Annotated in this window: 18 protein-coding genes; 11 read left to right on the plus strand and 7 right to left on the minus strand. The window is 69.7% G+C overall.

Annotated features, from left to right (window positions below):
• Positions 1-265: 265 nt before the first annotated feature.
• From CEK68_RS18380 to CEK68_RS18395, 4 genes are read right to left on the minus strand one after another with little or no spacing between them, the layout of a single operon-like run.
• Positions 266-1288 carry a zinc-binding alcohol dehydrogenase family protein gene (locus tag CEK68_RS18380; protein ID WP_152240249.1) on the minus strand — a complete coding sequence of 341 codons (1023 nt, stop codon included), beginning with the start codon at positions 1286-1288 and terminating at the stop codon, positions 266-268.
• Between the two features lie 42 nt (positions 1289-1330).
• The gene (locus CEK68_RS18385; RefSeq protein WP_152240250.1) at positions 1331-2365 is read right to left on the minus strand and encodes an aldo/keto reductase; all 1035 of its coding nucleotides are present in this window, start codon (positions 2363-2365) and stop codon (positions 1331-1333) included.
• A gap of 38 nt (positions 2366-2403) precedes the next feature.
• Positions 2404-3708 (minus strand): SGNH/GDSL hydrolase family protein, encoded by a 1305-nt coding sequence (locus tag CEK68_RS18390; protein ID WP_152240251.1) that lies wholly within the window; start codon positions 3706-3708, stop codon positions 2404-2406.
• Positions 3705-4955, minus strand: coding sequence for an MFS transporter (locus CEK68_RS18395; protein WP_152240252.1), 1251 nt, complete (start codon positions 4953-4955; stop codon positions 3705-3707). Before CEK68_RS18395 ends, CEK68_RS18390 begins: the two co-directional genes overlap by 4 nt.
• A 99-nt stretch (positions 4956-5054) precedes the next feature.
• On the opposite strand from CEK68_RS18395, the gene CEK68_RS18400 reads away from it, so the two are divergent.
• From CEK68_RS18400 to CEK68_RS18415, 4 genes are all read left to right on the plus strand, one after another.
• Complete coding sequence (locus CEK68_RS18400; protein WP_152240253.1) at positions 5055-5966, plus strand: LysR family transcriptional regulator; 912 nt, start codon at positions 5055-5057, stop codon at positions 5964-5966.
• A gap of 277 nt (positions 5967-6243) precedes the next feature.
• Positions 6244-7341 carry an OmpA family protein gene (locus CEK68_RS18405; protein WP_017909479.1) on the plus strand — a complete coding sequence of 366 codons (1098 nt, stop codon included), beginning with the start codon at positions 6244-6246 and terminating at the stop codon, positions 7339-7341.
• 281 nt (positions 7342-7622) lie between these two features.
• The gene (locus CEK68_RS18410; RefSeq protein WP_148829683.1) at positions 7623-8120 is read left to right on the plus strand and encodes a hypothetical protein; all 498 of its coding nucleotides are present in this window, start codon (positions 7623-7625) and stop codon (positions 8118-8120) included.
• Positions 8121-8271: 151 nt separating this feature from the next.
• Entirely contained in the window at positions 8272-9000 is a 729-nt protein-coding gene (locus CEK68_RS18415; protein WP_226977955.1) for a pseudouridine synthase, read from the plus strand.
• On the opposite strand, the gene CEK68_RS18420 is transcribed toward CEK68_RS18415, so the two are convergent.
• Positions 8951-9343, minus strand: coding sequence for an HNH endonuclease (locus CEK68_RS18420; RefSeq protein WP_152240255.1), 393 nt, complete (start codon positions 9341-9343; stop codon positions 8951-8953). The genes CEK68_RS18415 and CEK68_RS18420 overlap by 50 nt on opposite strands.
• Position 9344: 1 nt before the next feature.
• Positions 9345-10547, minus strand: a complete 1203-nt coding sequence (kbl, locus tag CEK68_RS18425) for a glycine C-acetyltransferase (protein ID WP_148829681.1) — start codon at positions 10545-10547, stop codon at positions 9345-9347.
• Positions 10548-10740: 193 nt separating this feature from the next.
• On the opposite strand from kbl, the gene CEK68_RS18430 reads away from it, so the two are divergent.
• The 5 genes from CEK68_RS18430 (at position 10741) to CEK68_RS18455 (ending at position 15872) form a co-directional block, all read left to right on the plus strand.
• Positions 10741-11763, plus strand: coding sequence for a sulfate ABC transporter substrate-binding protein (locus CEK68_RS18430; RefSeq protein ID WP_017917609.1), 1023 nt, complete (start codon positions 10741-10743; stop codon positions 11761-11763).
• A 4-nt stretch (positions 11764-11767) separates the two neighbouring features.
• On the plus strand, positions 11768-12868 hold the full coding sequence (locus tag CEK68_RS21470; RefSeq protein WP_043092975.1) for an ABC transporter permease subunit: 1101 nt from the start codon (positions 11768-11770) through the stop codon (positions 12866-12868).
• Positions 12868-13824 (plus strand): sulfate ABC transporter permease subunit CysW, encoded by a 957-nt coding sequence (cysW, locus tag CEK68_RS18445; protein ID WP_150410600.1) that lies wholly within the window; start codon positions 12868-12870, stop codon positions 13822-13824. The genes CEK68_RS21470 and cysW overlap by 1 nt, the downstream gene beginning before the upstream one ends.
• A 7-nt stretch (positions 13825-13831) precedes the next feature.
• On the plus strand, positions 13832-14872 hold the full coding sequence (locus tag CEK68_RS18450) for a sulfate/molybdate ABC transporter ATP-binding protein (RefSeq protein ID WP_152240256.1): 1041 nt from the start codon (positions 13832-13834) through the stop codon (positions 14870-14872).
• Positions 14873-15173: 301 nt separating this feature from the next.
• Positions 15174-15872, plus strand: a complete 699-nt coding sequence (locus CEK68_RS18455) for a TorF family putative porin (RefSeq protein ID WP_017910766.1) — start codon at positions 15174-15176, stop codon at positions 15870-15872.
• Between the two features lie 88 nt (positions 15873-15960).
• On the opposite strand, the gene tdh is transcribed toward CEK68_RS18455, so the two are convergent.
• A complete protein-coding gene (gene tdh, locus CEK68_RS18460; RefSeq protein ID WP_026144006.1) occupies positions 15961-16992 on the minus strand; it encodes an L-threonine 3-dehydrogenase in 1032 nt (343 codons plus the stop codon).
• A 151-nt stretch (positions 16993-17143) separates the two neighbouring features.
• Between tdh and CEK68_RS18465 the strand changes: the two genes are divergently transcribed.
• Together CEK68_RS18465 and CEK68_RS18470 are read left to right on the plus strand one after the other, a co-directional pair.
• Positions 17144-19303, plus strand: a complete 2160-nt coding sequence (locus tag CEK68_RS18465; protein ID WP_152240257.1) for a S46 family peptidase — start codon at positions 17144-17146, stop codon at positions 19301-19303.
• 165 nt (positions 19304-19468) lie between these two features.
• Entirely contained in the window at positions 19469-20113 is a 645-nt protein-coding gene (locus CEK68_RS18470; protein WP_150410603.1) for a histidine phosphatase family protein, read from the plus strand.
• Positions 20114-20254 lie beyond the last annotated feature (141 nt).

The raw sequence follows: 20254 nt of genomic DNA on the forward strand, positions 1-20254 counted from the left end.
CGCAGCGCGCCCTCCGCGCTACGCGCTCCGGGTTCGCAGCCACGACGGGCATTTTCCGACGGCACATCCATGTGCCGGCGGAAAACGACGCGCATCCTGCGCGTCGCCCTTCGGGTATTCGCCCGTCGTGTCTGCCGCGCCGAGGGAACCCGGTAGATCAAAAGCACAGCAACAGCACAAGCAACAGCGGGAGCAGGAGCAGGAGCGGGAGCGGTTACGGTCGGCGGGGCGATCGCGCCAATGTTTCGATCGCTGCGCCGCCTGCTCAGCCCCAGCCGACCAGCGCCAGTTTGCCGATGGTGCTGCCCGACTCCAGGCGGCGGTGTGCCTCGCGCAGGGTGGTGGCGTTGATCGGGGTCAGGGTCTCGGTCAGGGTGGTGCGTAGTTCGCCGGCGTCCACCAGGCTGGCGGTGCGTGCCAGGATGCGGTGCTGTTCGATCATGTCTTCGGTGCGGAAACGGGCGCGCGCGAACATCATTTCCCAGTGGATGCCGATGCACTTGGCCTTGTACGGGTCGCCGATGTGCAGTGGACCGCTCGGCTCGACGATCAGCCCGACGTGGCCCTGCGGCGCCAGCAACTCGCCCAGCGCCTGCCAGTAGCGGTCGGTGTCGGCCAGGTTCAATGCGGCGTCCACCTGGTCGATGCCCACTGCCTGCAGCTGCGGCGCCAGTTCCTGGCGATGGTCGATCACGTGGTGCGCGCCGAGTTGCAGGCACCAGTCGCGGGTCTGCGGCCGCGAGGCGGTGGCGATCACCTCGAAGCCGGCATGCCGCGCCAGCTGGATCGCGATCGAGCCGACCCCGCCGGCGCCGCCGATCACCAGCAGGCGGCGGCCGCGGTTGTGTTCGTCGTCGAAGTCGAACGGCATGCGCTGGAACAGCAGCTCCCAGGCGGTCAGGGTGGTCAGCGGGAGCGCCGCGGCCTGGGCGAAGTCCAGCGTGGCCGGCTTGCGCGCGACGATGCGCGCATCCACCAGCTGGTATTGCGCGTTGCTGCCGGCGCGGGTGATGTCGCCGGCGTAGTAGACCTCGTCGCCCGGCTCGAAGCCGTCGACCTCGGGCCCGACCGCCTCGACCACGCCGGCGGCGTCGTAGCCCAGTACCTTGGGCTGGCCGTCGCTCGCGCCCTTGGCGCGGACCTTGGTGTCCACCGGATTGACCGACACCGCCTCCACCCGCACCAGCAGGTCGTGGCCGGCGGGCGCGGGGGGCGTCGGCAGGTCGAGGTCGTGCAGCGACTGCGGATCGTCGATCGGCAGGGGATGGAAGGTGGCGACCGCTTTCATGGAGGCTCCTGGACGTGAAGGAAAGGAGGGCACGGCCGCGGCTCAGACCGGCCGCGGGTTGCGCTCGGCGAAGCCGCGCTGGTGCCAGTACGGATACGCCGGTACCGCCGCGCTGGCCGCATCCAGCTGTTGCACGTGGGCGGGATCGAGGGTCCAGCCGACCGCCCCCAGATTCTGCCGCAACTGGTCTTCGGTCCGTGCGCCAATGATCACGCTGCTGACCGTCGGCCGCTGCAACAGCCAGTTCAGTGCGATCTGCGGCACGCTGCGGCCGGTTTCGGCGGCGATGGCTTCCAGGGCGTCGATCACCCGGTACAGGCGCTCCTCTTGCACTGGCGGGCCGGCCTCGGTGACCGCCTTGTCGTGCAGGCGGCTGCTCTCCGGCAGCGGCTGGCCACGGCGCAGCTTGCCGGTCAGCCGGCCCCAGCCCAGCGGGCTCCACACCAGCGCGCCGACGCCCTGGTCCAGGCCCAGCGGCATCAGTTCCTCTTCGTAGTCGCGCCCGATCAGCGAGTAATAGGCCTGGTGCGCGACATAGCGCGACCAGCCGTGACGGTCGGCCACCGCCAGCGATTTCATCAGCTGCCAGCCGGAGAAGTTGGACACGCCCAGGTAGCGGATCTTGCCGGCGCGCACCAGGTCGTCGAGCGTGGACAGGGTTTCCTCCACCGGCGTGTGCGCGTCGAAGCCGTGCAACTGGAACAGGTCGAGGTAGTCGGTGCCCAGGCGGGTCAGCGCCGCTTCCACCGCGCGCACCAGGTGGAAGCGCGAGGAACCGACGCTGTTGGCTGCGGCGCGGTCGAAGCGGAAGCCGGCCTTGGTCGACAGCAGCACCTGATCGCGGCGGCCCTTGATCGCCGCGCCCAGCACCGATTCGGCGGCGCCGCCGGAGTAGACGTCGGCGCTGTCGAACAGGGTGACGCCGGCCTCCAGGCAGATGTCGATCAGGCGCCGCGCCTGGTCCACGTCCGAGTTGCCCCAGGTGGCGAAGAAGGGATCGGTACCGGCGAAGGTGCCGGTGCCGAAGCTGAGCACGGGGACCTTGAAGCCGGACGCGCCGAGATGACGGTATTCCATGGAACACTCCTGATGGTGGGGAAGGGGGAGAGAAGGCGTCAGCGCGCTGCGGCGGCGGCGTCGACCGCGTCCGCAGTGGCGTGAGCAGGAGGGCGCGCGGTTGCGTCGGCGCCGAGCAACTGCGCGGCGGCCTCGGCCATGGCCGCGTAACCCGCATCGCTGGGATGCAGGTGATCGCCCGAGTCGAAATCCGCGCGCATCCGCGCCGGATGCGCGGGGTCGCGTAACAGGGCATCGAAATCCAGGATCGCGTCGAAGCCGTTGCCCGCGCGCAGCCAGGCATTGACCTGCTGGCGCACGGCCTCTTTCTGCGGGCTGTAGTAGCCGGGGATCGGCGAGTCCGGCAGCGCGCCCTCGAACGGGGTGAGGGTGGCGCCGATCACCCGCAGGCCGCGCGCCTGCGCGCGCTGCAGCACCTGCCGGTAGCCGGCGATCAGCTCCTCGGCCGATACCGGTGCATCGTCCGGCGCGAACGGCGTGGCGTACCAACTGATGTCGTTGATGCCCATCAACAGGATCAGGGTGCGCACGCCGGGCTGCGCCAGCACGTCGCGGTCCAGCCGCGCCAGCGCGTTGCGGCCGATGCGGTCGCGCAGCACGCGGCCGCCGGAGATGCCGGCGTTGAGCACCGCCACCCGCTGTGCCGCCAGCCGCGTGGCCAACTGGTCCGGCCAGCGTCGGTCCTGCCCCGGCGTCGAGGCGGCGCCGTCGGTGATGGAATCGCCCAGCGCCACCACCGCCCCGGCCGCATCGGCACGGCGCACCTGGACGCCGCTGACGAACAGCCGCACCGGCAATGCCGTGGCGTCGGCCAGCGTGGCGTCGGCGGTGCGGTCGCCCGCGGCCAGCCATGCGCTCTGCAGGCCTTCCCAGTGGAAGGTCGACGGCGCGGTCGGCTGCGGCAGGTACAGGCTGATGCTGAGCCGGGCCAGGTCCGGCACGCTCAGCGCCACCGGGTCGCTGAGCACCGGCGCGCCCGGCGGCACGGTCACCTCGCTCTTGCCGCCGAAGCGCAGCGGCCGTTGCGAGCCGGGCAGGGTCGCAGCGCCGTCGCCAGCCAGGGCCAGCGAGGCGGCGCCGATGTGCAGCGGCGTGTCGCCATAGGCGTTGCTCAGCTCCACCCGCACCTCGCTGCCACCCAGGCTGACCCGCGCCACCTGGCGCACGGTCTGCCGCCACAGGTGGAACGGCGTCTGTGTCGGGAACGGGAAGTCCGCGGCCCACAGCGGTTGCGGGCTGGCCTGCCAGGTCGCGACCCAGTCGCGCGGCGCTGCGTCGGCCGGCAGCGCGAGGGTGCCCAGCAGCGCCGTCGCCAGCGCGGCCGTCGCCATCGCCCGGCTCATGCCGCACCGCCTGCGGCGCAGCCTGCGCCGGTGCTGGCCGCAGGGCTGGCAGCGGCCGGCGACAGCCGCAGCGCGCCTAGCGCCACCGCCAATCCGGCCAGGGTCAGCAGCGCCGCCACCCACGGCAGTTGCGACAGGGTGCCGCCGTGGCTGAGCACCAGACCGCCGAGCCAGGCGCCCAGCGCATTGCCCAGGTTGAACGCGCCGATGTTCAGGCTCGAGGCCAGATGCCGGCCGGCCTCGCCGGCCTTGCCCAGCACCCACACCTGCAGTGGCGCCACCGTGGCGAACGCGGCCACGCCCAGCATGCCGATGCCCAGCGTCATCGCCGGTGCCGACGGCAAGGCGAGGGTCAGCGCCGCCAGCACCACGGCCAGCACGCCCAGGCTCAGCGGCAGCGCCTGCCGCGGGCGGCGGTCGGCCAGGCGGCCGCCGAGCACATTGCCGACGATCATGCCCACGCCGAACACCAGCAGCAGCGGCGACACCGCACTGTCGGCCACGCCGGTGACCTGGGTCAGCAGCGGCTGCACGTAGGTGTACACGGCGAACACGCCCGCATACCCAAGCACTGTCGTCGCCAACCCCAGCAGCACCGGGCCGCGGCCGACCGCGCGCAGCTCCTCGCGCAGCGGCGGCGCCGGTGTGGCATCGCGGTTGGCCGGCACCAGTGCGGCGATCACCACGGTAGCCAGAGCACCGATCGCCGCCACCGCCCAGAACGTGGCGCGCCAGCCATGGTGCAGGCCCAGCCAGGCGCCGGCCGGCACCCCGAGCAGGGTGGCGACGGTGAGGCCGGTGAACATCGTCGAGATCGCCGAGGCCTTGCGCTGCGGCGGCACCAGGGTGGTGGCGACCACCGCGCCGACGCCGAAGAAGGTGCCGTGCGCCAGCGAGGTCACCACCCGCGCCGCCATCAGTGCCGCATAGCTCGGCGCCAGCGCGCAGGCCAGGTTGCCGGCGGTGAACACCACCATCAGCGCCAGCAGCACGCGCTTGCGCGGCCAGCGCCGACTGGCCACGGTCAGCAGCGGCGCGCCGAGGAACACGCCCAGTGCATAGCCGGAGATCAGCAGCCCCGCGGCGGGGACGCTGACCCGCAGGTCGGCGGCGACCTGCAGCAGCAGGCCCATGATCACGAACTCGGTGGTGCCGATGCCGAAGGCGCCGGCGGTCAGCGCGTACAACGCGAGCGGCGTGCGCCCGGCAGCGGGTTGCTGGGGAGGTGGAGCGAGCGAGGCGGCCATGCGGCGGCTCCGGAAGTGACGGGAGGACGGCAGCCTAGGCCTGCAGGTTCTCAGCAAAAACAGTAAAAATATTGAACAACTTTCAATGGAATCCACACAATGGACCGGATCGGCGATATCGCCCTGTTCCTGCGCGTGCTCGACCTCGGCTCGATCAGCGCCGCCGCGCGCAGCCTGGACCTGTCGGTGGCGGTGGCCAGCCAGCGGCTGCAGCGGCTGGAGCGCGCGCTCGGCGTGCGCCTGCTGCACCGGACCACGCGGCGTCTGCACCCGACCCCGGAAGGCCTGCAACTGGCCGAGCAGGGGCGGCCGCTGGTCGAGGATCTGGAATCGCTGGCCGGCGGCCTGCGCCAGGCCGGCGTCGTCGCCGCCGGCACCCTGCGGGTGACGATGTCGGCGGCGTTCGGCCGCCTGTATGTGTCGCCGCTGCTGCCGCGCTTCATGGCGCTGCATCCGCAGGTGCGACTGAGCGTGCACCTGAGCGACAACGTCGTCGACCTGGTCAGCGAAGGCTTCGACCTGGCGATCCGCATCGGCACCCTGCGCGACTCCAGCCTGGTCGCGCGGCGCCTGGCCGGCAATCGGCGCATGCTCTGCGCCTCGCCCGACTACCTGCGCCGCCATGGCACCCCGGCCACGCCGGCCGACCTGGCCGCGCACGCCTGCCTGCTGCTGACCGGCAGCGACGGCCGCCAGGACACCTGGCGGCTGCAGGGACCCGACGGCGAAATCGCGGTCCGCGTGGCCGGGCCGCTGGAGACCAACTTCGGCGAGGTGCTGCGCGATGCCGCGGTCAACGGGCAGGGCATCGCCCTGCATTCGGAATGGCACGTGGCCGAGGACCTGCGCCAGGGGCGGTTGTGTCAGGTACTGGCGGACTACCCGCTGACCGAGACCGGCATCCACGCGGTGATGCCGCAGCGCCGGCTGGTGCCGCCGCGGGTGCGGGCCTTCGTCGAGTTCATGCAGGCCGAGTTGGCCGACCCGCCGCCGTGGGCGCGGCCGCGGTGAGACCTGGGTCGCCCTGCGAGCCGTTGTCTACGACCGCAAATGGTCATCTCCGCGCCGCATTGCGGGATTTCATCAACCTGTATAGGGTGTATCCACGGCCTAGGAGGGGCTGGCGTTGACTTTCACATGTTACGTGCTCGTTAACGCCATCTTCACTATGCCGCGCATAATGTGCGCGGCGATGGCGTGCGGAAACGGCCGTCTGGATGTGACGAGACATCTGTACTGAACCATGCCTCTACCGGTTTCTATCTCCCCGAAACAAGGAGTTGTATTAATGAACAAGAAAATTCTCACCGCCGCGTTGCTGGGCGGTCTGGCCGTCGCCCAGGCAGCGTCCGCACAGGAATTCGACGACCGCTGGTACCTGACCGGTTCGGCTGGTTTCAACTTCCAGGACAAGGACCGCACCACCAACGATGCGCCCTTCGTCACCCTGGGCCTGGGCAAGTTCATCAACCCGAACTGGTCGCTGGACGGTGAGCTGAACTATCAGAACCCGAACTTCGACAAGAACCAGGACCTGAACTGGAGCCAGTACGGCATCTCGTTCGACCTGCGTCGCCACTTCATCCAGGAAGGCCGCGGCTGGAACCCGTACCTGCTGTTCGGCCTGGGCTACCAGCGCTCGGAAGAAGAGTTCGACACCGGCGGTCCGGTCTCCCCGGGCCAGCGCAAGGACGGCAACTTTGCCGCCAAGGCGGGCGTCGGTCTGCAGACCACCTTCGACAAGCGCGTTGCCGTGCGTGCCGAAGTGGCCTACCGCGCTGACTTCGACGACCAGAGCGTTGCCGCTCCGTCGCAGAACTGGTTCGGCGACGTGCTGGCTTCGGTCGGCGTCGTGATCCCGCTGGGCCCGCCGCCGGCTGCCCCGGTCGCCCCGCCGCCGCCGCCGGCCGCTGCGCCGAGCTGCGCTGATCTGGACGACGATGGTGACGGCGTCAACAACTGCGACGACAAGTGCCCGAACTCCCAGCCTGGCCAGACCATCGGTCCGGACGGCTGCCCGGTGCCGGTGTCGATCGACCTGAAGGGCGTCAACTTCGACTTCAACAAGGCGAACCTGCGTCCGGACGCCGTGGCGATCCTGGGCGAGGCCACCGAGATCCTGAAGCGTTACCCCGACCTGCGCGTCGAGGTTGCCGGTCACACCGACTCGAAGGGCACCGAAGCCTACAACCAGAAGCTGTCCGAGCGCCGCGCCCGCGTCGTGTACGACTACCTGACCAAGAACGGCGTCAGCGCTTCGCGTCTGGTCGGTCCGATCGGCTACGGCGAGAGCCGTCCGATTGCCCCGAACACCAACCCGGATGGTTCGGACAATCCGGAAGGCCGTGCGAAGAACCGTCGTACCGAGCTGAACGTCCAGAACTGATCGGACGCTTCCAGTCTCAAGCAAAGCCCGGCCTCGTGCCGGGCTTTGTTTTTGTGGGGGGAAATGTATGTCGGTGTCGTTGTGGGAGCGGCTTCAGCCGCGACAGACGTCCCGGAAATGCCCGCCGCGGCTGAAGCCGCTTCTGCAGGATGCACAAAGCATTCAAGCTGAATTTTTTCAGCAATCCCAATTATTTAGCGCGTGTAATGCCGGTAACAGTTGAAAGCACGCCGGGGCCTGCCTACACTCGCTCGTCGACTCGCCTGAATGGAAAAAAACCGATGCTGCGTATCGTGACGGCCAGCCTGCTCGCGCTTGCCCTGATTCCTGCGGCCCACGCCGCGCCGGATTGCTCCGGCGATCTGCTGCCCAAGCCGCTGGCGCTGCCGGCCACGGTCGCCGCGCCGGTCGCTTCGGAACTGTTCAGCCGCAACGTGCAGCTGGGTATGCCCAGCGGCGTGCTGACCCAGTCCTACAGCAGCGACCAGTCGCTGGACCGCGTGCTGCTGCGGCTGCGCGCCGAAGGCTGCCAGAGCCTGGCCAATGCCACCCCGGGCGCGGTGAAGCCGAACGATCCGGCTGCCTACAAGCCGGCCACCGCCTTCGACAACACGCCGTGGCGGTTCGACATGAGCCAGAACGGCAAGCGCATGACCGCCGAGGAGTTCGACGCCTGGATGAAGGCGCGTGGCGTGCGCGTGGTCAAGGCGCGTCCGGCCGCTGCACCTGCCGCTGCCGCCGCCGAGGCGCCGGCGCCGGCCGACGCCAACAAGCAGTAAGTCCGGCGCGCGGCCGCTCGCGGCCGCGCCCGTCCGCGCCGTGCGAGGGGCCAAGCCGCCGCGTTCCCGCCGTCCGGCGTCGCCCCAGGCGGCGCCCGCGCGTCCGCGCCCGCCGGCGCGCGACGCCACGCCGGCCGCGCCGCGGCACGGCCTGGCCCGCACCCTGTCCAAGCTGGGCCTGTGCTCGCGCACCGAGGCCGCGCGCTGGATCGCCGCCGGCCGCGTCGCCGTCGACGGACGCATCGTCACCGATCCCGAATTCCCGATCGTGCAGGGCCGCCACCGGCTGGCCGTGGACGGCGCGCCGCTGGCCGACACCGCGCGCCGGTACCTGATGCTCAACAAGCCGCGCGGGCTGGTCACCAGTGCGCAGGATGAGCGTGGCCGCGACACCGTGTACCGCTGTTTCGACGGTGCCGGCCTGCCGTGGCTGGCGCCGGTCGGGCGCCTGGACAAGGCCAGCGAGGGCCTGCTGCTGTTCAGCAACGACCCGCAGTGGGCGGCGCGGGTCACCGATCCGGGCAGCGGCCCGGACAAGACCTATCACGTGCAGGTGAACGCGGTGCCCGACGCGGCGCTGCTGGCACGGATGTGTGCCGGCGTGGTCGACGATGGCGAACCGCTGCGGGCCAAGCAGGCGCGCCTGCTGCGCCAGGGCGAGCGCCATGCCTGGCTGGAAGTGGTGCTGGACGAAGGCCGCAACCGGCAGATCCGGCGGCTGCTGGCCGCGCTTGGCCTGGACGTGCTGCGGCTGGTGCGGGTAGCGATCGGCGACCTGGTGCTGGGCGATCTGGGCAAGGGCGCGTGGCGCGAGCTCAGCGCCGCCGAAGTCACGGCGTTGGCGCCGGCGGCGGACGCCAGCGCGCCAGCCGCGCGCTGAGTAACGCCACCACCACCTCACGGGCGCGCGCATCCTGCGGCCCGCGCGCATCGTGGTGACGGCCCTTGGCGTGATTGCAGCCGGCGCAGGCCAGCGCCAGGTTTCGGGCATCGTTGGGATCGTCGCCGACCTGGGCGCACAGCGCCGCGGCGACGCGGCGCCCGAACCAGGCCTGCGGCACTACGTGTTCCAGCGTGCTGTGTCCGAGCGGTTCGCCGTCAGCGCGCAGGCGCAGGCGCCGGCGGCAATGCAGGCAGCGGGTCTCCCAGCCGTCCTCCAGCGCTTGCGCCTGGGCGTCGGTCTGCGCCGCCAGCAACAGCCGTTGGCGCAGCGCGGCGCGCATCTCAGGCGGCGAGTACGCCCAGTTCGCGGCCGATGCGGGTGAACGCGTCGATCGCCCGGTCCAGGTGGGCGCGGGTGTGCGCGGCGCTGATCTGGGTGCGGATCCGTGCCTGGCCCTTGGGCACCACCGGGAAGAAGAAGCCGATGGCGTAGATGCCTTCCTCCAGCAGCCGCTCGGCGAAGCGCTGCGCCAGCGGCGCGTCGTACAGCATCACCGGGCAGATCGGATGGGTGCCGGGCTTGATGTCGAAACCGGCGGCGGCCATGCGCTCGCGGAAGTAGGCGGTGTTCTCGACCAGGCGCGCGCGCAGGTCGTCGGCCGCGTCGAGCATCGCGAAGGCCTTGATCCCGGCCGCGACCACGTGCGGCGGCAGCGAGTTGGAGAACAGGTAGGGCCGCGAGCGCTGGCGCAGCAGTTCGATCACCTCGCGGCGGCCGGTGGTGAAACCGCCCAGCGCGCCGCCCATGGCCTTGCCCAGGGTGCCGGTGACGATATCGATCCGGTCCAGCACGCCCTTGACCTCGGCCGAGCCGCGGCCGCTGGCGCCGAGGAAGCCGGTGGCATGGCATTCGTCGATGTGCACCAGCGCGTTGTACTTCTTCGCCAGCGCGGTGATCTCGTCCAGCGGAGCGATGAAGCCGTCCATCGAGAACACGCCGTCGCTGGTGATCAGCTTGGTCTTGCAGCCGGCGGCGTCGGCCGCCTGCAGCTGCGCTTCCAGATCGGCCATGTCGCAGTTGGCGTAGCGGAAGCGCTTGGCCTTGCACAGGCGCACGCCGTCGATGATCGAGGCGTGGTTGAGCGCGTCGGAGATGATCGCGTCGTGCTCGCCGAGCAGCGGTTCGAACAGGCCGCCGTTGGCGTCGAAGCAGGCGGCGTAGAGGATGGTGTCCTCGGTGCCGAAGAACGTGGCGATCTGCGCTTCCAGTTGCTTGTGCAGGTCCTGGGTGCCACAGATGAAGCGCACCGAGGCCATGCCGAAGCCGTGCGTGTCCAGCGCGTCCTTGGCGGCCTGGATCAGTGCCGGATGATCGGCCAGGCCCAGGTAGTTGTTGGCGCAGAAGTTCAGCACGCGGCGGCCGTCGGCGAGGACGATTTCCGCCGCCTGCGGGCCGACGATGATGCGCTCGGACTTGAACAGGCCCTGGGCGCGGATCGCGTCCAGTTCCTCGGCGTAGTGCTGGGTGAGGCGGGAGTCGGTCATGACGGGCACGCGCGGCGGAAAGAAGCGGCGATTTTACCGCGGCGCCCGCGCCGGCCGCGGCCGTCATGCACAAATGGCATGAGCCGCTGCCGTGAAGTCATTTCACCCGCCGCCTGCCGCTGCGCAGCATGCGTCATGGTCCGCGGCGGGTATCGGCCGCGGCGTCGGCCTGTGTGTTTTCGGAGAACCGCCAATGTCCAGCCTTCCGCCGCGCCGCTGGCGCCCGCTGCTCGCGCTCGCACTGTGCGTGTTCGCCGGGGCCGCGGCCGCCGCCGAGACGCAACTGCTCAACGTGTCCTACGATCCCACCCGCGAGCTGTACCGGGACTACAACGCCGCCTTCGCCAGGCACTGGGCGCAACTGCATCCCGGCGAGCAGGTCGCGGTGGAGACCTCGCACGGTGGCTCCGGCAAGCAGGCGCGCGCGGTGATCGACGGGGTCGAGGCGGACGTGGTGACGCTGGCATTGGCCTACGACGTCGATGCGATCGCCGCCAAGAGCAAGCTGATCGATGCGAACTGGGCTACGCGCCTGCCCGACAACAGCGCGCCGTACACCTCGACCATCGTGTTCCTGGTGCGCAAGGGCAATCCGAAGGGGATCAAGGACTGGCCCGATCTGCTGCGCAGTGGCGTGTCGGTGATCACGCCCAATCCCAAGACCTCCGGCGGCGCGCGCTGGAACTACTTGGCTGCCTGGGCCTACGCCGACCACATCTTCAAGGGCGACCGCGAACGCATCCTCAACTACATGCGCGCGCTGTTCCGCAACGTGCCGGTGCTGGATACCGGCGCGCGCGGCGCCACCACCACCTTCGTCCAGCGTGGCATCGGCGACGTGCTGCTGGCCTGGGAGAACGAGGCGTTCCTGGCGCAGCAGGAACTGGGCCAGGACAAGTTCGAGATCGTCGTGCCGAAGCTGTCGATCCTGGCCGAGCCGTCGGTGGCGCTGGTCGACAAGAACGTGGACAAGCACGGCACCCGCGCGGTGGCCGAGGAATACCTGAAGTACCTGTACTCGCCGGAAGGACAGAAGATCGCGGCCAGACACTATTACCGGCCGCGCCATCCCGAGTACGCCGATCGCGCCGATCTGGCGCGGCTGCCGAAGGTGCGCCTGGTCACCATCGATCAGGCGTTCGGGTCCTGGGCCAAGGCGCAGGCCACGCACTTCGACGACGGCGGCCTGTTCGACCAGATCCAGGCGAGCAAGTGACGCGATGGCCGTGACCGCCGCCGCCGTTGCCCGCGCCCCGCGCCAGCGCCGGGTGATGCCGGGGTTGGGGCTGAGTCTGGGCATCACCCTGACCTGGCTGGGACTGGTGGTGCTGATCCCCTTGTTCGCGGTGCTGCTCAAGACCAGCGGGCTGGGCTGGGACGGCGTGTGGCGGGTGTGGAGCGAGCCGCGGGTGCTGGCGGCGTTGCGCTTGAGTTTCGGCACCGCGTTGGCCGCGGCCGCGTTCAATGCGGTGATGGGCACCTGGGTGGCCTGGGTGTTCGTGCGCTATCGCTTTCCCGGCAAGCGCCTGTTCGACGCGATGATCGATCTGCCGTTCGCGCTGCCGACCGCGGTGGCCGGCATCGCCCTGACCGCGTTGTACGGCAGCAACGGCTGGATCGGACGCTGGCTGGAGCAGCCGACGCAGGCGCTGGCGGCCAGCCTGCCGACGCTGGCCTGGTGGTGGCCGCGGCTGGCGCTGCTGCTGGCGCTGGCGGCGACCGGCTACGCGCTGCTGCGGCGTAGCCAGGCGCTGCTGCCGGCACCGCTGCGCGTGCTGCAGCGCCTGCTCGGCACGGTCGCCGTGCTGAGCCTGGCCGCACTGGGCGTCGGCGGCCTGCTGATCGGCTATGTCGGGCTGATGCAGGTCAGCGGGGCGAGCGGGGTCAAGGTCGCTTACGCGCCACTGGGCATCGTCGTGGCGCTGGTGTTCGTGGGGCTGCCGTTCGTGGTGCGGATCGTGCAGCCGGTGCTGGCCGAGGCCGAGCGCGAACTGGAAGAGGCGGCGGCCACGCTCGGTGCCGGGCGCTGGCAGACGGTGCGCCGGGTAGTGCTGCCGACCCTGTGGCCGGCGGTGCTGACCGGATTCGCGCTGGCCTTCGCGCGTGGCGTCGGCGAGTACGGCTCGGTGATCTTCATCGCCGGCAACCTGCCCAATGCCACCGAGATTGCGCCATTGCTGATCACCATCCGCCTGGAAGAGTTCGACTACGGCGGCGCCAGCGCGATCGCCGCAGCGATGCTGCTGTTGTCGCTGCTGTCGCTGCTGCTGGTGAATGGGGCGCAGGCCTGGTTCGCGCGGCGCGGCAGGGCGGTGGCGTGATGGCGTCGGTTGTGTCCGCGCTGGCCGCGCACGTTCCCGGGCAGGCCGGTGCGGTCGCCGTCGCCGCGCACGTGCAGGCTTCGGTGGTCGACGAGCCGCGCTGGGTGCGGCGGTTGCTGATCGGCGGCGTGCTCGCCTTCCTGCTGGCGTTCCTGCTGCTGCCCCTGCTGCTGGTGTTCACCGAGGCGTTGCGCAGCGGCGTCGGTGTGTTCTGGCGCGCGATCTCCGATCCGGACGCGCTGGCGGCGATCCGCCTGACCCTGCTGGTGGCGGCGATCGTGGTGCCGTTGAACCTGGTGTTCGGCGTGGCCGCGGCCTGGGCGGTCAGCAAGCACCGTTTCCCCGGCAAGCGCCTGCTGGTGAGCCTGATCGACCTGCCGTTCTCGGTGTCGCCGGTGGTCGCCGGCCTGTTGTTCATCCTGATCTTCGGCCGCAACGGCTGGGCCTGGCCGTTGATCGACGAAGGCGTGTGGCTGCACCTGCCGCCGCTGGGCGACGTGTCGCTGCATCTGCCGCGCATCGTGTTCGCACTGCCGGGCATCGTGCTGGCGACCACCTTCGTCACCTTTCCCTTCATCGCCCGCGAGCTGATGCCGCTGATGGAGCAGCAGGGCGACGACGAGGAGCTGGCAGCGCTGAGCCTGGGCGCCAGCGGTTGGCAGACGTTCCTGCGGGTGACCCTGCCGAACATCCGCTGGGGCCTGCTGTACGGCGTGCTGCTGTGCAGTGCGCGGGCGATGGGCGAGTTCGGTGCGGTGTCGGTGGTGTCCGGACAGATCCGCGGGCGCACCAACACGCTGCCGCTGCATGTGGAGATCCTCTACAACGAATACGCCTACAGCGCGGCCTTCGCCTGCGCCAGCCTGCTGGCGCTGACCGCGCTGCTGACGCTCGCCGTCAAGTCCTGGCTGCACTGGCGCCACGGCGCGGCGCTGGCCGCCACTCACCGACATTGAGGTTGCGATGAGCATTCGCGTACAGCATCTGGGCAAGCGCTTCGGCGATTTCGCCGCGCTCGACGACGTCAGCCTGGACATCCGCCAGGGCGAACTGCTGGCGCTGCTGGGGCCCTCCGGCTCCGGCAAGACCACGCTGCTGCGGGTGATCGCGGGGCTGGAACATGCCGACCGCGGACGCGTGCTGATCCACGGCGAGGACGCCACCGCGCTGTCGGTGCAGGCGCGCCGGGTCGGCTTCGTGTTCCAGCACTACGCCTTGTTCAAGCACATGAGCGTGTACGAGAACATCGCCTTCGGTCTGCGTGTCCGCCGCGAGTCGCGCTGGAGCGAGTCGCGCATCCGCGCGCGGGTGCAGGAGCTGCTGGCGCTGGTGCAGTTGCACGACCTGGAGCGACGCTACCCGGCGCAACTGTCCGGCGGCCAGCGCCAGCGTGTGGCGCTGGCCCGCGCGCTGGCGATCGAGCCGCGCGTGCTGTTGCTCGACGAACCGTTCGGCGCGCTCGACGCGCAGGTCCGCCGCGACCTGCGGCGCTGGCTGCGCGAGCTGCACGAACGCACCGGCCTGACCACGGTGTTCGTCACCCACGACCAGGAAGAGGCGCTGGAACTGGCCGACCGCGTGGCCATCCTCAACCGCGGCCGGATCGAGCAGATCGGCAGCCCGGCACAGGTCTACGAGCAGCCGGCTTCGCCCTTCGTCTACGCCTTCGTCGGCGCGGTGAACCGGCTGCCCGCGCGTCTGCACGACGGGGCGGTGCAGGTCGGCGGCCTGGCCTTGCCGGCGCCGTCGACGCCGCTGTCCAGTGGTCCGGTCGAGCTGTATGTGCGGCCGGAAGACCTGGCGCCAGGCAACGAGGGCTGGGCGGCGACGGTGCTGTCGATCCAGCGCAGCGGCCCGCGACTGCGCTTGCGCGCGCAGCTGGCGCACGGCCACGACGAGGTCGAGGTGGAACTGCCGGCGGGCGAGGGGGCACCCGACTACGCGCCGGGCCAGCCATTGCACCTGCGCGCACGCCGTTTCGGGGTCTTCGCCCGGCCCGACTGAGGCGCCATCGCGCCCTGCCGATCGGCGACAGCCGCGTCTGCGCGTTGGGGTGGCCAGCGGCTGCCTGCCCGGTCGCGGCCTGACCGCCACATCCGGACGGGGGCCTTCCCTGGCAGGCCGGCACCCGCTGTCGGCGGCTCGCTGTGTCCGCGCTTGGCGCGAATCCGGGGTTTTGTGTCACGGCGTGGCATGCGCCGCGTGAAAAGTTGTTGCACTGCACGATCAAAGCAGTTAAAAAACCGTAAAGGCGCATCCGCCTCGTCGCTGCACCCCTCCCTCGTCAACCCTAGGAGAATGACCGGTGAACAAGACCACTCTCGCCCTGGCCGTCGCACTGGCCGCTTCGCCGCTCACCGTCCTGGCCCAGGACGAGCCCACCTCGCCGATCACCGGCTCCTATGGCGTGGTCAGCGACTACGTGTTCCGTGGCGTCTCCCAGACCAACAAGGGCCCGGCGTTCCAGGCCGGCCTCACCTACACCTCGCCGTTCGGCCTGTACGTGGGCACCTGGGGCTCCAACGTCGATTTCGGCGCGGGCGATCCGGATTGGGAAGTGGACGGCTTCGTCGGCTACAACGTCGATTTCTCGCCGGACTGGAACTTCGACGTGATGGTCAATCGCTACGGCTATCCGGGCGCCGGCAAGTCGAACTACAACGAACTGATCACCAAGACCAAGTTCCTCAAGACCTACACCCTGACCGTGGCCTACACCGACAACGTGTACAACCTGGACCGGGACAGCTTCTACTACGCGCTGGACGGGAACTGGTCGCTGCCGCAGGGCTTCAGCGTCGGCGCGCACGTCGGCCGCACCACCTACGAAAGCGCGTTGACCGCGTACCAGGACTACACCGACTACAACGTCAGCGTGGGCAAGATGGTCGGCCCGCTGGCGCTGAGCGTGGGCTACTACGACACCGACAACAAGGGCGCGGCGAACTTCACCGAGCGCCTGGCCGGTCACCGCGTGGTGGTCTCGGGCACGATCGCGTTCTGATCGCATCGTCTCGTGAAACGACGAAGGGCGCCGCGAGGCGCCCTCGTCTTTTTCGGCATCGCATCGCCGCGTAGCCGCGGCGCGCGCATCACCAGCTCAGCACGACCTTGCCGGCCTTGCCTTCTTCCATCAGGTCGAAGCCCTTCTGGAATTCGTCGATGGTCAGCTGGTGGGTCAGCACCTTGCCCAGCGGGAAGCCGGACAGCACCAACTGGGTCATCTTGTACCAGGTCTCGTACATCTTGCGGCCGTAGATGCCCTGCACGGTCAGGCCCTTGAAGATGATCTTGTCCCAGTCGCAGCCGGCGCCGCGCGGCATGATGCCGAGCATGGCGATCTTGCCGCCGTGGTACATGCAGTCGAGCATGTCGTTGAACGCGCGCGGATTGCCGCTCATCTCCAGGCCCACGTCGAAGCCTTCCATGTGCAGGTCGGCCATCACGTCCTTGAGCGAGGTGTTGGCGACGTTGACCACGCGGGTCGCGCCCATGTCCGCGGCCAGCTTCAGGCGGAAGTCGTTGACGTCGGTGACCACCACGTTGCGCGCGCCGATGTGCTTGCAGATGCCCGCGGCGATGATGCCGATCGGGCCGGCGCCGGTGATCAGCACGTCCTCGCCGATCACGTCGAACTCCAGCGCGCAGTGCGCGGCGTTGCCGTAGGGATCGAAGAACGCGGCCAGTTCGGACGGGATCTGGTCGGGGATCGGCCACAGGTTGGAGGCCGGCATCACCATGTACTCGGCGAAGGCGCCGTTGACGTTGACGCCGATGCCGACCGTGTTCGGGCACAGGTGCGGGCGCCCGCCGCGGCAGTTGCGGCAGTGGCCGCAGACGATGTGGCCTTCGGCCGAGACGCGCTGGCCGACCTCGTAGCCGGTGACCGCCGAGCCGAGCTGGGCGATGCGGCCGACGAACTCGTGGCCGATGGTCAGGCCGGGCTTGATGGTGCGCTGGCTCCATTCGTCCCACAGGTAGATGTGCAGGTCGGTGCCGCAGATCGCGGTCTTTTCCAGCTTGATCAGCACCTCGTTGGGGCCGGGCACCGGCACCGGCACCTGTTCCAGCCAGATGCCCTTGGCGGCCTCGCGCTTGACCAGCGCCTTCATTGTTTGCGCCATGTCGGTGCAGATTCGATGGGAAGAGGGCGCGCAGTATAAGCGCCCGGCCGACGCGGCCATGTTGCGGCGCGGTCAGGGTGCCATTGGTCACGGTCCGGCCACTTGATGACAGCCGTTACACTCTAACGTCTGTCATCAAGGAAACCATTCGATGCGTTCGAATTCGTTGGCTGTCGCCATCGCCGCCGTGGCCGCCCTGTCCGGCGCCTCCGTCGCCCACGCTGGCGAGGGCATGTGGGTCCCGCAGCAGTTGCCGGACATCGCCGGGCCGCTGCAGCAGGCCGGCCTGAAGCTGTCGCCGCAACAACTGTCCGATCTCACCGGCGACCCGATGGGCGCGGTGGTCTCGCTCGGCGGCTGCACCGCCAGCTTCGTCTCGCCGCAGGGCCTGGTGGTGACCAACCACCACTGCGCCTATGGCGCGATCCAGCTCAACTCCACTCCGCAGAAGAACCTGATCCGCGACGGCTTCAGCGCCGCCAGCCAGGGCGCCGAACTGAGCGCGGGCCCGAACGCGCGCATCTACGTGCTCGACCGCATCACCGACGTCACCGCGCAGGCCAAGGCGGCGATGGCCGCGGCCGGCAACGATGCGCTCAAGCGCACGCAGGCGCTGGAGGATTTCGACAAGGCCCAGGTCGCCGCGTGCGAAGCCGATGCCGGCTACCGCTGCGAGCTGTACAGCTTCTCCGGCGGCAACACCTACCGCCTGTTCCGCACCCTGGAAATCCGCGACGTGCGCCTGGCCTACGCGCCGCCGTCGGGCATCGGCAAGTTCGGCGGCGACGTCGACAACTGGATGTGGCCGCGCCACACCGGCGACTTCTCGTTCTACCGTGCCTACGTCGGCAAGGACGGCAAGCCGGCCGCCTATGCCAAGGACAACGTGCCGTACCAGCCCAAGCACTTCCTGAAGTTCGCCGACCAGCCGCTGGGCGCCGGCGATTTCGTCATGGTCGCCGGCTACCCGGGCCGCACCAACCGCTATGCGCTGGCCTCCGAGTTCGACGCCACCGCGAGCTGGGGCTACCCCACCGCCGCGCGCCAGTACCGCGACCTGATCGCGCTGGTCGAGCAGGCCGGCAAGCAGAACCCGGACATCCAGGTGAAGTACGCCGCGACCATGGCCAGCTGGAACAACGTCGCCAAGAACTACGAGGGCCAGCTGGAGGGCTTCAAGCGCATCGACGCGGCGGCCAAGAAGCACGCCGAGGAAGACGCAGTGCTGGCCTGGCTCAAGCGCCAGGGCGGCGAGGGCAAGGCCGCGCTGCAGGCGCATGCGCAACTGCTGGCACTGGGCGAGCAGGCCAAGGCCACCCGCGATCGCGACCTGGTGCTGCGGCAGATGCGCCGCACCGGCGTGCTCGGCAGTGCGGTGTCCCTGTATCGCCTGTCGATCGAACGCGCCAAGCCGGACGCCGAACGCGAGCCGGGCTACCAGGAGCGCGACCTGCCCGAGATCGAGGGCGCGATGAAGCAGATGGAGCGCCGCTACGTCGCCGCCATGGACAGCCAGTTGCAGCGCTACTGGTTCGACCAGTACCTGAAGCTGCCGAAGGCGCAGCGCCTGCCGGCGCTGGACCAGTGGCTGGCCGGTGCCGACGCGCAGGCCGCCGCCACGCGTCTGGCCGGCACCCAGCTGGGCAATACCGAAGCGCGCCTGAAGTGGCTGCATGCCGACCGCGCCGCGTTCGAGGCCAGCGACGACCCGGCGCTGCGCTATGCGGTGGCACTGATGCCGACCCTGCTGCAGATCGAGCAGGACGAGAAGCGGCGTGAGGGCGAGGAACTGCTGGCGCGTCCGCGCTACCTGCAGGCCGTGGCCGGCTACAAGAAGAGCCAGGGCGAGTTCGTGTATCCGGACGCCAACTCCTCGCTGCGCATCACCTTCGGCAACGTCAAGGGTTACGTGCCGAAGGACGGCGTGGCCTACACCCCGTTCACCACGCTGGAAGGCGTGGTCGCCAAGGACACCGGCGTGGAGCCGTTCGATTCGCCCAAGGCGCTGCTGGAGGCGGCCAAGGCCAAGCGCTACGGTGGGCTGGAGGACAAGCGGCTGGGCACGGTGCCGGTCAACTTCCTGTCCGACCTGGACATCACCGGCGGCAATTCCGGTTCGCCGGTGATGGACGCGCACGGCAAGCTGGTCGGCCTGGCCTTCGACGGCAACTGGGAGTCGGTGAGCTCGAACTGGGTGTTCGATCCGGCGATGACCCGCATGATCGCGGTCGATTCGCGCTACCTGCACTGGATCATGCAGGAAGTGATGCCGGCGCCGCGGCTGTTGAAGGAGTTGAACCTGGCCAAGTGAGCCGGGTTCCGGCGGGCGGCGGCGACGGCCGCCGTCCGCATGTCCGCCCCGGCACGCCGCGGCGGGCACGCGGGATGCAGCGCAGGGTTTCCGGCGACGGAGCGGGTATCATGCCGCTCCGTTTTCGTTTGCGAGACGGCCCCTTCCCCCCAAGGAATCCAGCGCATGCGCATTCTGCTCGCCCGCCATGGCGAAACCCCGTGGAACGCCGAAGGCCGCTACCAGGGCCAGATCGACATCCCGCTGTCGCCGGTCGGCGACGCCCAGGCGCAGGCGCTGGGCGCACGCCTGCGCGAGGTGTCGCTCACCCGCGCCGTGGCCTCGCCGCTGGCCCGCGCGCAGCGCACCGCGCGCTTCGCCCTGGGCCCTGAGCGCGAGGCGTTGCTGCAGACCGATCCGGACCTGCAGGAGATCGCCCATGGCGAGTGGGAAGGCCTGCTGGCCAGCGAGATCCACGAGAAGGATCCGGCGCGCCTGCGCGCCTGGCGCGAGGAGCCGGACACGGTGCTGATGCCGGGTGGCGAGTCGCTGCGGCAGGTGCTGGAGCGCTCCTGGCGCGGCCTGACCCGCGCCGCCGAGGGCCTGGGCGAGCACGACACGCTGCTGGTGGTGGCGCACGATGCGGTCAACCGGGTGATCCTGTGCCGGGTGCTGGGCCTGCCGATCGCGCGGCTGTGGAGTTTCCGCCAGGCGCCGACCACGCTGAACCTGCTGGAAGGGCCGGACGTGGAGCATCTGGAAGTGGTGCGCTTGAACGATTGCGCGCATCACACGCCGTTCTTTGGCGAGGCGAAGCATCGGGCGCTTTAGTTTCTTTCGATTCGTTCTGAGTGCACTGCGTAGTGCAACTGCAAGTGCAACTGCAAGTGCAAGTGCAAGTGCTTTCGCGCTTGGCGCGCGAGTCACTTTTCTTTGCTTGTGCAAAGAAAAGTAACCAAAAGAAAGCACACC

Source organism: Xanthomonas sp. LMG 12461, assembly GCF_009192935.1.
Classification (GTDB): Bacteria; Pseudomonadota; Gammaproteobacteria; order Xanthomonadales; family Xanthomonadaceae; genus Xanthomonas_A; species Xanthomonas_A sontii.